The following is a 12,481-nucleotide window of genomic DNA, read 5'->3' on the forward strand; positions in this document are numbered from 1 at the left end:
TTGGCGGGGTGCGGCGTCTCGTCGACGGCTGTCGGTTTCCGTTTCGTTCGCGAGCGGATCGCGCTAGCAGACTCGCGTGAACGCGCCTGCCGTCAGCTTTGACCTCGCACCGGCCCTGGTGGTCCTGCCAGGACCTCGGGCCGCCGTGGCCGACGGCGGCTCCGCCCAGCCGCTGCGCGCGCCCGATGCTCGGGACCTGTTCGATCGCGGGCCCGTGCTGGTCGCGCACTCGGCGATGACCGCCCGTCGCCTCGGGATGAACGCGCCGCCGCGCAGCGCCGGCATCTTCGACGCTCTCGAGCTCTTCGCCTTCGTGCGCCCGGCACGGTTCTGCGCCCCGTCCGCGGCTGGCCTGGCGCAGGCACTCGGCCTGCCCGAGCCGAAGGGAGCTCCGGCCCAGGCCCAGACCCTGCGGGACGCCTGCCGCCAACTCTTGGCCGAGCTCGCCGCCGCGCCGGAGCCTTCGCGCGAAGAGGCTCTTGCCGTGGCAGAGACCCTGGCGCGCGCCGGCTGGGCGTGGGGCCAGGCGACCATCGGCGCCCTGCGCGCCGCGCCGACAGGCAACATGTTTCGCTCATCCGGCCTCGATGTCTGGGCGCGCATGGTCGAGTGGGAAGCCGAGGCGCCGCCGGGCGAGGCGGGCTCCAAGCCCATCGTTCCCGACCATGCCGCCCAGCGGCTGAAGGACCTGCTGCATCGCTCGGGGCTGGACGAGACGCGGCCTGCCCAAGCGGAGTTCGCCACCGAAGCGGCCTTCGCCTTCCAGCCGCGCGATCGTGAGGGCGAGCCGCGGATGATGCTGGCGGAGGCCGGCACCGGCACCGGCAAAACCCTGGCCTATCTGGCGCCGGCCTCACTTTGGGCCGAGACGAACGGCCCGGCGGTGTGGGTTTCCACCTACACCCGCGCTCTCCAGCGGCAGATCGAGCGGGAAAGCCACTCCATCTTCCCCGACCCCAAGGTGCGGGCGAAGAAGGCGGTCGTTCGCAAGGGGCGCGAGAACTACCTCTGTCTCCTGAATTTCCAAGACGCGGTGAACGCGGCTCAGCTGGGCAACGGCGACCTCGTCGGCCTGGGCCTTGCGGCGCGTTGGGCGAGGGCGACCCGAGACGGCGACATGACCGGCGGCGACTTCCCCGCCTGGCTGCCCACCCTGTTCGCCGTCGCGCCGGCAGGGCAGGCGAGCCCCGGCAACCTCGTGGACAGGCGCGGCGAGTGCATTCACGCGGGCTGCCAGCACTACCGCACCTGCTTCGTGGAAAAGGCGATCCGAGGTTCACGGCGCGCCGACATCGTCATCGCCAACCACGCCCTGGTGCTGGCGCAGGCGGCGTTCGACGGCGCTCGGGCGGCGCGGGGCTCCAAGGCGGACAACGAAACCGCGCTGCTGAAGCGCATCGTCTTCGACGAAGGCCACCACCTGTTCGACGCCGCCGACAGCGCCTTCTCGGCCGCCCTGTCCGGCGCCGAAGCCGCCGAGCTGCGCCGCTGGATCCGCGGACCGGAAGGCCGCGGCCGGCGCGGCCGTGGGCTTGAGGCTCGCCTGCTGGACGTTCTAGGCGACCGCGAGGATGCCCGGACCGCCCTGATGGACGCCGGCCGGGCCGCCGCCGCCCTGCCGGGCGAGGGCTGGAGCAGCCGCATCGCCCCGCCCAATGGGGAGGTGAACCCCATCGGCCCCATCGAGGCCTTTCTGGTCGGCGTGCTGGAGCAGCTTCGCGCCCGCTCGGCGCCCAGCGACGTCGGCATGGAGTGCGCCGCCCGTCCAGCCCTGGATCTCGTCCGCGACAACGCCAAGGAGGCCGCCGCCGCCCTCGCCAAGGTCGAGGCGCCGCTGCTCGCCCTGGCCCGCCACCTGGAGGACATCCTCGACGAGGAGGCCGCCACCCTCGGCCCGTCGGAGCGGGCGCGGATCGAAGGCGCCCTGCGCGGCCTCGACCGCCGGGCGCGCATGACCTTGCCGGCCTGGCGCTCCATGCTGCGCGCCATCGACGAAGACGCCGAGGACGACCCGGACTTCGTGGACTGGTTCGACGCCACCTTCCTCTATGGCCGGGTGGTGGACGCCGCCTGCCGCCGTCACTGGGTGGATCCAACCGAGCCGCTGACCAACGCGGTGATCAAGCCCGCGCACGGCGTGCTGGTGACCAGCGCCACCCTGGCCGACTCCACCCTGGACGATCCGTTCGCCCTGGCGGAGATGCGCACCGGCGCGGCCCGCCTGCCGGACCGGCCCAAGACTCTTCGCCTGAGCTCGCCCTTCGACTACGCGGCCAACAGCCGGGTGTTCGTCGTCACCGACGTCGGGAAGGACGACCCGCGCCAGATCGCCGCCGCCATGCGCGAGCTGTTCCTGGCGGCTGGCGGCGGGGGCATCGGCCTGTTCACGGCCATCCGCCGTCTGCGCGCGGTGCACGAGCGGATCGCAGCTCCGCTGGCCGACAAGGGCATCGCCCTCTATGCCCAACACGTCGATCCGCTGGAGGTCGGCGCCCTGGTCGACATCTTCCGCGCCGAGGAGGACGCATGCCTTCTGGGCACCGACGCCGTGCGCGACGGCGTGGACGTTCCCGGCCGGTCCCTGCGCCTGCTGGTGTTCGACCGCGTGCCGTGGCCCAGGCCCGACCTGCTGCACAAGGCGCGCCGCACCCGCTTCGGCGGCAAGGGCTATGACGACGCCGTCGCGCGCGGCCGCATCGCCCAGGCGTTCGGGCGGCTGATCCGCCGGGCCGACGACAAGGGCTGTTTCGTCATGCTCGACGCCCAGGCGCCTACGCGGCTGTTCTCCGGCCTCCCGGAGGGCGTGGAGCTGCAACGCGTCACCCTTGTTGAGGCGATCGAGGGCGTCACCGAGTTCCTCTCCACAACCCAGCCTCAGCTCGGACACGAGCCCGACCTCGGCGTCGGCTGACGTCAACCTGAATTCAGAGAACTCTGCTTGACAGAGTTCTATTGCGCATCCACTCTGCGCCTCAGAGTTCTTTGCGACCTGAGGGAGGCTTCCATGGTGATCAGCAAGAGCGAGGCGGCGTTGGCGCTGTCCGACATCGAAAAAACAACGGCCCGGGCCGGCGTGCAGCGGGGCTATCGGATCATGGGCCCGATCCTCGTCTTGTGGGGTGTGATCTGGGCGATCGGGTACGGGGCGATGGGGGTGCTCCCCATTTCCAACTGGGGCGCGGTCTGGGCGGTGCTGGACCTGATCGGCATCGTCGCCAGCATCGTCATGGGCCGGTCGGCCAGCTCCGAGCGCAAAAGCGCCTACAGCTGGCGTGTCGCGCTTCTGGCTCTCACCGCAGGCGCGTTCGTGGCTTGCACCTTCAGCGTCCTGCGCCCCGACAGCGGCGCCGCCTATATGGTGTTTCCCGGCCTGCTGACCGGCTTCATCTACATCGTGGTCGGCACATGGCGGATGACGCGCCTGGCCTGGATCGGCGTCGTGATCGCCGCGGCCACCATGGTTGGTTGGTTCTTCTTCCTGCCCTACATCGCTTTCTGGATGGCGGTTGTCGGCGGCGGCGGCTTGATCGCTGGCGGCCTGTGGCTCAGGAGCGCCTGATGTACGAGCCTGACGACCTCATCCACCAGCCGCTTCGGCTGAAGATCATGGCCGCCCTGTACGCCGAACGGAACGCCGATCCGCTGGAGTTCTCGAAGCTCAAGAGCCTAACCCAGGCGACCGACGGCAATCTCGGCAGCCATCTCACCACCCTGGAAAAAGCCGGCTACGTCGCCGTCGAGAAGGACTTCGTCGGCAAGCGGCCGCGCACGCGCGTGGCCGTCACCCCGGCCGGCCGCAACGCCTTCCGCCGGCACGTCGACTACCTGCGCTCGGTGGTGGAGGGCGTGGACGATTGAGGGCCTGCGGGCTATCGAGCGCCGATGAAGAGCTTAGGCCTGGTTGGGCTGGGGCAGTTCGGCCAACTCGCCGCCCGCCACCTCAAGACCCACTTCGACGTGGTGGTCACCGACAGCGCGGCGGACGCGCAGGCCCGCGCCAGCGAGCTGGGCGTCCGTTTCAGCGCCCTGGAAGAGGTCGCCCGCTGCGAGATCGTCGTGGTCGCCGTTCCGGTGGTCGCCATGCGGGCGGTGTTCGAGGGCATCGCGCCCCACCTTCAAACCGGCGCCCTGGTGATCGACGTGGGTTCGGTGAAGATGCTGCCGGTCCAGTGGATGGGCGAGCTCCTGCCGCCCCATGTGAACCTGGTGGCCACCCACCCTCTGTTCGGTCCGCAGAGCGCGCGCAATGGCCTGGCCGGCCTGCGCTTCGTGGTCTGCCCGGTGCGGGGGGACCGGCACGAGACGGTGGCCGCGTTCGGCCGCTCGCTCGGCCTCACGGTCACCGTCACCACGGCGGAGGAGCACGACCGGGAAATGGCCTACGTCCAGGCTCTGACGCACCTGATCGGGCGCTCGCTGGTCAACATCGGCATCCCCGACGAACAGCTGAAGACGCCGTCGTACCAGCACCTGCTGGAGCTCTGCGGTCTGATCGGCGCCGACACCTTCGAGCTCTTCACCGCCATTCAGACGCAGAACCCCTATGCAGCTGAGGTGGTCACCGCCTTCGTGGAAGAGGCGCGCGGGCTCCTGGAACAGGTGGGCCACACGCGCCCCAAGTCTTAGCGGCGCAGGAACTCCGCCAGCGCGTCGATCACCGCGCGGTTGTGCTCTTCCAGGCCGATGGTGATGCGGATGTGATCGGGCAGACCGTAGTTGCTGACCCCGCGCACCAGCAGGCCTTTGGACGCCAAAAAGGCTTCGGCCTCCACCGCCGTGCGGCCCGGCTCCTTGGGGAAGCCCACCAGCAGGAAGTTGGCGGCCGACGGCAGCACCACGTCCAGGCCGAGCCCACCGAGCTGTTGCGACAGCCAAGGGCGCCACTGCTCCACGAAGTCGATGGACCGCTTCTGGAAGTCCTCGTCCTCCAGCGCCGCCACGGCCGCCCGCTGAGCGGCGATGGTGGTGTTGAAGGGCAGGCGGATCCGGTCCATGGCGGCGATGATCTCGCTCGGCGCATAACCCCAGCCGACGCGCAGGGCCGCCAGCCCGTGCAGCTTGGAGAAGGTGTGCGTGACCACCACGTTAGACGCGGTGCGGGCCAGGTCGAGCCCATCGTCGAACTGCGGATCCAGCGCGAACTCGCCATAGGCGCCGTCCAGGACCAGGATCACGCTGGGCGGCAGGGCCTCGTGCAGGCGGCGCACTTCCGAGAACGGGATCCAGGTGCCGGTCGGGTTGCCCGGATTGGCGATGAAGACGATGCGGGTGCGCTCGTCCACGCACTTGAGCACCTCGTCCACGTCGATGCGATAGCCCGGTTCCTTGGCCATCCGCACTTCCGCCTGTTGCGCATGAGCGCCGATGGCGTAGGCGGCGAAGCCGTATTCGCCCTGCACGATGTTGTCGCCCGGCTCCAGATAAGCCTGCTGCAGAATAGCGAACACTTCGTCGGAGCCGCAGCCGAAGATCAGCCGCTCGGGCTCCAGGCGGAACTTCTCGGCGATCGCGGTTCGCAGAATGCTCGCCCGCGGATCCGGATACATGTGCATGCTGTCTGCGGCGGCCACATAGGCTTCACGGGCCTTGGGGCTGGAGCCGAGAATGTTCTCGTTGGCGGACAGCTTGATGGGGTTTTCGACGCCCTCCGCCTTGGCCTTGCCGGGCACATAGGCGTGGATGTCCATGATCCCCGCCTTGGGCAGGGGGCGCGACGCGCGGCTGCGCTCGTCGCTGAGGTCAGCGGTGTCAGGCATGGAAGCCCTTGTGGATTTGGGGCGCCCGATGAGGGCGAGATGGCCCCGCTTCTACACGTCCAGCGGACCGGGCGCAGCCCCGATGACGCCCGACAGCCGGCCCGGCGCCCGGGCCAGACGCTCGTCGTCGCGCTGGTAGAAGCCCGACAGCAGGAAAAGCTTCAGACCTCCGGCCTGCAGCAGGGGCGTGGCGGCGACCCCGTCGCGGCTCAGCGCCTCCTCGATGGCAGCCGCCGATTGCGAGGCGTCGGTCACCCAGAAGGTGCGATCATCCCCCGTGGGCTCCACGTCGACATCGGCGACGGCGAGGGCCGACATCGGACCCCATGCGGCGAGGCAGGGCAGGGCGGCGAAGACCTTGATGCGCGGCTCGGCCAGCAAGCGGCCCCACCAGGCGCTGTCCGGCGTCAGCGCCAGGGCCGCGACCCCGCCCTTGACCCGAGCGGCGGCGAGCGCCTCCTCCGGCTTGGCGACGGCTTGCAGCGGCGGCGCAGCGCCAAAGCGCATGCGGGCCAGTTCAACGGTCCGCGCGCCGCCCCACACCGAAACGTTGAACGGGCCTTGCAGGCTCAGGCTTTCGGCCATCAGTTCGCGCCAGACCCGCACCACCAGGGCGGGGGTGGCGGCCATCCGCGGCTCGGCCAGCAGGCGGCGCAGGATCTCGGCCTCGCGACCCGGCCGCAAGCCGAAGCGCTGGGTGTCGCCGGAGGCCGCTTTCGCGGCCGCGACGGCGCGCGCCAGCCCGGCCCGCTCGTCCAGCAGGCGCAGCAGTTCGCGATCGATGGCGTCGATCCGCGTGCGGACCTCGTCCAGAGACGGTGCGGGCGCCGGCGTGGCTTCGGCCATTTTCTCCCCCGAAACGGCAGGGTCGCGACCTAAGTCATCGCCGCGACCGGCGCAATAGGGCGGCGCGCCGCAATAAAGTTGCCGCCGAAACCGTCGCCGGTGGTTGCGGCCCCTACGGCGCGCGCAAGCGGCGCACTTTCGGTTTTGCGGTGCAGCGCGCATATGGGGCTCCATGAGCGATACCTCCGGCGCCCTTGTCCTGTTTTCCGGCGGCCAGGACTCCACCGTCTGTCTGGCCTGGGCCCTCTCGCGCTTCGAGCACGTGGAGACCGTCGGCTTCGACTACGGGCAGAAGCATGCGGTGGAATTGCGGGCGCGCGACGAGGTTCGGCGCAACATCACGGCTCGCTTTCCGCAATGGGCGGACCGCCTGGGCGAGGACCACATGCTGGAGATGCGCGGCTTCGGCGCCGTCGCCCAATCGGCGCTGACTGCCGATCGCGCCATCGAGATGACCGAGAAGGGGCTGCCCTCGACCTTCGTGCCGGGCCGAAATCTGGTGTTCTTCGTCTACGCCGCCGCGCTGGCTGATCGCCGGGGTCTGAAGACCATGATCGGGGGCATGTGCGAGACCGATTTCTCCGGCTATCCCGACTGCCGGCGCGACACGCTCGACGCCGTGCAGACGGCCCTGAATCTCGGGATGGAGCAGGACTTCATCATCGAGACGCCGCTGATGCGGCTGACCAAGGCCGAAACGTGGGGACTGGCAAAGAGCTTGGGCGGCGAGGACCTCGTGGACCTGGTCGTGCGCGACAGCCACACCTGCTACCAGGGCGACCGCGAGCACTTCCACGATTGGGGCTACGGCTGCGAGACCTGCCCGGCTTGCGAGCTGCGGGCCAAGGGTTGGAACGAATGGGTCGCTGAGGGGCGGCCGACGCTGGCGGCATGAGCTACGCGGTAAAGGAGATCTTCCTCACCCTTCAGGGCGAGGGCGGCCAGGCCGGCAAGGCGGCCGTGTTCTGCCGCTTTGCGGGCTGCAACCTTTGGAGCGGCCGTGAACAGGACCGCGCGACAGCGGTCTGCACCTTCTGCGACACCGATTTCGTCGGCATGGATGGTCCCGGCGGCGGTCGCTTCCCCGACGCGCCGTCGCTCGCGGCTGCGGTCGAGGCGGCCTGGACCGGCGGCCCACATGAGCGGCTGGTGGTGCTGACCGGCGGCGAGCCCCTGCTGCAGGTGGACGAGGCTCTGATCGACGCCCTGCACGCCCGCGGCTTCTCCATCGCCCTCGAGAGTAACGGCACGATCGAAGCGCCGCCGGGGGTTGATTGGATCTGCATCAGTCCCAAGGCGGATGCCGAGGTCGTTCAAACCCACGGCCAGGAGTTGAAGCTCGTCTACCCTCAGCGAGGCGTCGATCCGGCCCGCTTCGAGCACATGGCGTTCGAGCGCTTCCTGCTGCAGCCGATGGACGGTCCCGACCAGGCGGAGAACACCCGCGCGGCGATCGCCTATTGCCTCCAGCACCCTCGCTGGCGTTTAAGCGTCCAGACCCACAAGTACCTCGGCATCGCCTGAGCGCAGTCCCGCGCTCCGCGACGCTCTTCCCAGAACATGAACAACTCCGTTTTCGAGATCACCAAGGCTGCCGGGTTCGACGCGGCGCACCACCTGCCGGATGGCGGCCCGGAGGGCAGCCCCTATACGCGCCTGCATGGCCACTCCTTCCGGGTGGAAGCCACCGTGCGCGGCCAGATGGTCCCGCCGGTCGGTTGGGTCGCCGATTTCGCGCAACTCGACGCCGCCCTGAAGGCGATCGCCAACGACCTCGACCACGGCTACCTCAACGACAAGCCGGGGCTTGAGAGCCCGACGCTGGAGCGCATCTGCCTCTACTTCGCCGAGCGTCTGAAGCCGCAGTTCCCAGGCCTCTGCCGCGTGGTGCTCTCGCGACCCACCATCGGCGAAAGCTGCGCCCTGATCGTCGAGTAGGCGCCGGCGCAGGGTGATCCTCGGCGCGCCTCGATCCGATTGACCGGCCTGTCCGCGCGCAGCTTAACTGCGGACATGAGAACCGCTTTGCTGGGCCTCGTCGCCCTGACCGCCTTCGCCGGCGGCGCGTCCGCTCAGAGCTCGGCGCCCCAATCCCCGTCGCTCCAGACCTTGTCGCCGCGCGCGCAGACCTGGCGTAACGACATCGCCGTCCTGTCCCACGACAACATGGAAGGCCGTCTGACTGGCTCGGCAGGTTACCTGCGCGCCGCGGACTACGTCGAAAAGCGCTTCCGCGAAGAGGGCCTGGCGCCCGCCGGCGACAACGGGACTTTCCGTCAGAACGTTGAGTTCGTTCAGCAACTGGTCGACCAAAAGGCCAGCCGCGCCACTTTGATCGGCGGCGCTTCCCCCCTGACGCTCACCGTTGGCGAGGACGTGACCTTCGCCGCCGGCGGCGCGCCGCGGCCCGAGCGCATCAGCGCGCCGCTGGTCTTCATCGGCTATGGCCTGCACCTGCCCGACCACGGCTACGACGACTTCGCGGGGGTCGACTTGAAGGGCAAGATCGCGGTGGTGCTGTCCGGCGGTCCCGCCAACATCCCCGGCACGGTGAAGGCCGCCGCGCGGTTCGAGCGCATCGCCCTGCTCGGCAAGGCGGGCGCCGTCGGCCTGATCACTCTAACGACGCCCAAGCAGGTCGAAATCCCATGGGCGCGCGGCAAGCTCTCCGCCAGCCAGCCGGGAATGTTCCTGGCCGATGCAAGCCTGCGGGACATGCCGGACGGCTTCCTGTCCGTCGGCCTGAACCCGGACCTCGCCGACAAGCTGTTCGAAGGCTCCGGCCACAGCTTCGCGGAAGTCTCCGCGATCGCGGACGCCTCGGGCAAGCTGCCGACCTTCAACCTCGCTCGGGGCCTCGACGCACAGGTGGTCTCCACCCGCACCACCATCTCTTCGCCCAATGTGGTGGCGAAACTGGAAGGCTCGGACCCGACGCTCAAGGCGCAATACGTCGCCTTATCCGCGCACCTCGATCACTTCGGGGTCGGCGCGGCGATCAACGGCGACAGCAACTACAACGGCGCCATGGACGACGCATCGGGTGTCGCTTCGGTGATCGGCATCGCCCACCAGCTCAAGGTTGGTCAGCGGCCGAAGCGCTCCGTTCTGTTCGTGGTTGTGACCGCCGAGGAGAAGGGGCTGCTGGGCTCCAACTACTTCGCGCGCAAGCCCACGGTGCCGGCCGGCAGCATCGTGGCCGATCTCAATCTGGACATGCCCCTGCCGCTCTGGCCGCTGAAAAGCGTCATCGTTCAGGGCGCGGATGAGAGCACGCTGGGCGTCCATGCTCGCGCCGCCGCCGCCGCCATGGGTCTGACGGTCGCACCAGACCCGCTGCCGGACCGCAACAGCTTCATTCGAACCGACCAGTTCAGCTTCGTCCGCCAGGGCGTGCCGGCGCTGGCGTTCAAGTTCGGCTTCGCCAAGGGCACGCCGGAGTTCGAGATCGAACGCCAGTGGCGCGCCAACGTCTATCACTCGCCCGCCGACGAAGTGGACCAGCCCGGCGTCTACTGGGACGAGGCGGTCAAGCTCGACGAGTACGTCGGCAAGATCCTGGAGCGGACGGCCAACGCGCCTGAGCGTCCCACCTGGCGGCCGACCAGCGTGTTCCGCCGTTATCTGAAGAACTGACGGGCGGCGCGGCCTATCGGTCGCGCTTCTCCTCGTCCTTGTCGCCGCCGCCGGGGATCGCAGCGCCAACCACCATGCCGGTGCCCTTGGCGGCCACGCCCACGGTCTTGGCTGTCACCCCAACGGCCGTTCCGGCGACGCCGACGGCCGCGCCGCCCACCGCCATGGCGAGGCAACCCGACAGCAGACTTGCCGCGGCGGACAGCACGACGGCTTGAGCGATGATAGTGCGGACACGCATGCGACGAACTCCCCGAGACAGGCGCCAGCCTGCCACAGAAGAGGTTGCCAATTAGGGCAGCGCCGTGCGGCCGATCGGCTCAGCGGCGGCCCTGGACGCCGGGCTGGAACACCCCGCCGCCGGTCTGTCCACGATGGCGCAGGAAGGCGTCCGCCAGCACGCAGGCGGTCATCGCCTCCACCACCGGCACGGCGCGGATGCCCACGCATGGATCGTGACGCCCCTTGGTGCGCAGCTCGATCTCTTCGCCGGCCTCGTTCAGCGTCTGCCGTGGCGTCAGGATCGAGGACGTCGGCTTGAACGCCACGCGCGCAGTCACGGGCTGACCCGTGGAAATGCCGCCCAGCACGCCGCCTGCCTTGTTGGACAGGAAGACAGGACCGTCCGGGCCCATGCGCATCTCGTCCGCATTCTCCTCGCCGGAAAGGGCCGCGGCGGCAAAGCCTGCACCGATCTCCACGCCCTTGGCCGCGTTGATCGTCATCAGGGCCGCGGCGAGTTCGCTGTCCAGCTTGCCATAGATTGGCGCGCCCCAGCCGGCAGGCACGCCCACCGCCTCCACGGCGACCACGGCGCCCGTCGACGAGCCCGACTTGCGCACCTTCTCCAGGTGCTCTTCCCAAACCGGAACGATCTCGGCGTCAGGCGCCCAGAAGGGGTTCTGATCGGTCTGGCTCCAGTCCATCCGATCAGGGTGGACGGCGTGGGGGCCGATCTGCACCACCGCGCCGCGAATGGTCACGCCTTCGAGGATCTTGCGCGCCACCGCGCCCGCCGCCACCCGCGCCGCCGTTTCGCGCGCCGAGGAGCGTCCGCCGCCCCGGTAGTCCCGCACGCCATACTTGGCGAAGTAGGGATAGTCGGCATGCCCCGCGCGGAACGCCTGGGCGATCTCGCCGTAGTCGCGGCTGCGCTGGTCGACGTTCTCGATCATCAGCGAGATGGGCGTGCCGGTGGTGACCTGTCCGGCCGTGCGCTCGTCCTGGAACACGCCGGAGAGGATGCGGACCGCGTCCGGCTCCTGCCGCTGGGTAACGAACTTGCCCTGGCCCGGCCGGCGCTTGTCCAGCCACACCTGGATGTCGGCCTCGGTCAGCTGCAGGCCCGGAGGGCAGCCATCCACCACGCAGCCCAGCGCCGGCCCATGGCTCTCGCCCCAGGTGGTGACGCGGAAAAGGTGGCCGAAGCTGTTGTGCGACATGGCGGGGCTTCTAGCGGAAGGCGGCCGGGCTCACAAATCGCCGTCGGGTCAGGCCGCCCAGGCGGCCGCAAACCGGCGCAGCAACGTTCGCGCCGCCGACTGGGTCTCGCCCGCCGTCTTAGGCGCCAGCCGCACGAACAGGTGGCCCTGAGCATGGCGCCCTCGCGCCGGCAGGCCTTGGCCGACCAGGCGCACCAGCCCGCGCTCGCCGGCCTTTTTGGTGACCCAGACGATGCGCCGGCCCAGCGGCGTCTCCACCGCCAGCCGCCCGCCTTCGGCCAGCATGCGGGGAGCGACCTTAACGGTCATCCACAGATCGTCGCCGCGGACCAGCATGTCGCCGTCGCCCTGCACCTGCACGGCGAGCTCGGCGTCGCCGGCGCGAACCGCGTCGCCGCTGCGCAGGCCAGCCGGCAGGTTGATGCGGATCGTGCGCCCGTCCGCCAGACGGTGCTCCACCGCTCCGCCATGCAGGGCGAGCTTCGGGCCGATGGCGAGAACGCCCAGTCGCGGCGCGGCCGGCGCGGGAGGCTGGAAGAACGGATCCCGCGCGACCGGCGCGTCCTGCAGCAGGTGATAGGCCGCCACCACGCGCCGGAACCGCTCGGCGTCTCCTCCGGCACGGTCGGGATGCGCCTGCTTCGCCGCCTCGCGAAACGCGCGTCGCACCTCCGCTGGGGAGGCGTGCGCCGCCACCCGCAGCAGCTTGCGGGCGTCCTTCAGCGTCATGTCCAAGGATCTGGCGGCCATCGTCCCACCGACCTTGGGCGGAATATGGTCAAGGCCCCGTTAAGCCTCCCC

Annotated in this window: 13 protein-coding genes; 8 read left to right on the forward strand and 5 right to left on the reverse strand. The window is 69.8% G+C overall.

The window, feature by feature from the left end; genetic code table 11:
• Positions 1-76: 76 nt before the first annotated feature.
• From DJ018_RS08300 to DJ018_RS08315, 4 genes are all read left to right on the forward strand, one after another.
• Positions 77-2,911: an ATP-dependent DNA helicase gene (locus DJ018_RS08300; RefSeq protein ID WP_111514345.1), complete on the forward strand. Its 2,835-nt coding sequence runs from the start codon at positions 77-79 to the stop codon at positions 2,909-2,911.
• Positions 2,912-3,004: 93 nt separating this feature from the next.
• The gene (locus DJ018_RS08305) at positions 3,005-3,559 is read left to right on the forward strand and encodes a hypothetical protein (RefSeq protein WP_111514346.1); all 555 of its coding nucleotides are present in this window, start codon (positions 3,005-3,007) and stop codon (positions 3,557-3,559) included.
• Entirely contained in the window at positions 3,559-3,858 is a 300-nt protein-coding gene (locus tag DJ018_RS08310; RefSeq protein ID WP_111514347.1) for a winged helix-turn-helix domain-containing protein, read from the forward strand. Before DJ018_RS08305 ends, DJ018_RS08310 begins: the two co-directional genes overlap by 1 nt.
• 24 nt (positions 3,859-3,882) lie before the next feature.
• The gene (locus DJ018_RS08315) at positions 3,883-4,626 is read left to right on the forward strand and encodes a prephenate dehydrogenase/arogenate dehydrogenase family protein (RefSeq protein WP_111514348.1); all 744 of its coding nucleotides are present in this window, start codon (positions 3,883-3,885) and stop codon (positions 4,624-4,626) included.
• On the opposite strand, the gene hisC is transcribed toward DJ018_RS08315, so the two are convergent.
• Complete coding sequence (hisC, locus tag DJ018_RS08320; protein WP_111514349.1) at positions 4,623-5,756, reverse strand: histidinol-phosphate transaminase; 1,134 nt, start codon at positions 5,754-5,756, stop codon at positions 4,623-4,625. The two genes, DJ018_RS08315 and hisC, sit on opposite strands and share 4 nt — an antisense overlap.
• 51 nt (positions 5,757-5,807) lie before the next feature.
• Positions 5,808-6,602 (reverse strand): chorismate mutase, encoded by a 795-nt coding sequence (locus DJ018_RS08325; RefSeq protein WP_111514350.1) that lies wholly within the window; start codon positions 6,600-6,602, stop codon positions 5,808-5,810.
• A 172-nt stretch (positions 6,603-6,774) separates the two neighbouring features.
• On the opposite strand from DJ018_RS08325, the gene queC reads away from it, so the two are divergent.
• The 4 genes from queC (at position 6,775) to DJ018_RS08345 (ending at position 10,238) form a co-directional block, all read left to right on the forward strand.
• Positions 6,775-7,497 carry a 7-cyano-7-deazaguanine synthase QueC gene (gene queC, locus DJ018_RS08330; protein WP_111514351.1) on the forward strand — a complete coding sequence of 241 codons (723 nt, stop codon included), beginning with the start codon at positions 6,775-6,777 and terminating at the stop codon, positions 7,495-7,497.
• Positions 7,494-8,126: a 7-carboxy-7-deazaguanine synthase gene (queE, locus tag DJ018_RS08335; RefSeq protein WP_111514352.1), complete on the forward strand. Its 633-nt coding sequence runs from the start codon at positions 7,494-7,496 to the stop codon at positions 8,124-8,126. The genes queC and queE overlap by 4 nt, the downstream gene beginning before the upstream one ends.
• 36 nt (positions 8,127-8,162) lie before the next feature.
• Positions 8,163-8,540: a 6-pyruvoyl trahydropterin synthase family protein gene (locus DJ018_RS08340; RefSeq protein WP_111514353.1), complete on the forward strand. Its 378-nt coding sequence runs from the start codon at positions 8,163-8,165 to the stop codon at positions 8,538-8,540.
• 75 nt (positions 8,541-8,615) lie between these two features.
• On the forward strand, positions 8,616-10,238 hold the full coding sequence (locus DJ018_RS08345) for a M28 family metallopeptidase (RefSeq protein WP_111514354.1): 1,623 nt from the start codon (positions 8,616-8,618) through the stop codon (positions 10,236-10,238).
• Positions 10,239-10,251: 13 nt separating this feature from the next.
• Here DJ018_RS08345 and DJ018_RS08350 read toward each other — a convergent pair whose 3' ends face one another.
• The 3 genes from DJ018_RS08350 to DJ018_RS08360 form a co-directional block, all read right to left on the reverse strand.
• Positions 10,252-10,479, reverse strand: coding sequence for a hypothetical protein (locus DJ018_RS08350; RefSeq protein ID WP_111514355.1), 228 nt, complete (start codon positions 10,477-10,479; stop codon positions 10,252-10,254).
• A gap of 79 nt (positions 10,480-10,558) precedes the next feature.
• A complete protein-coding gene (gene aroC / locus DJ018_RS08355) occupies positions 10,559-11,680 on the reverse strand; it encodes a chorismate synthase (protein WP_111514356.1) in 1,122 nt (373 codons plus the stop codon).
• A gap of 48 nt (positions 11,681-11,728) precedes the next feature.
• Positions 11,729-12,430 carry a J domain-containing protein gene (locus tag DJ018_RS08360; protein ID WP_111514357.1) on the reverse strand — a complete coding sequence of 234 codons (702 nt, stop codon included), beginning with the start codon at positions 12,428-12,430 and terminating at the stop codon, positions 11,729-11,731.
• Between the last annotated feature and the right edge of the window lie 51 nt (positions 12,431-12,481).

This window comes from Phenylobacterium deserti (genome assembly GCF_003254705.1).
Taxonomy (GTDB): domain Bacteria; phylum Pseudomonadota; class Alphaproteobacteria; order Caulobacterales; family Caulobacteraceae; genus Phenylobacterium; species Phenylobacterium deserti.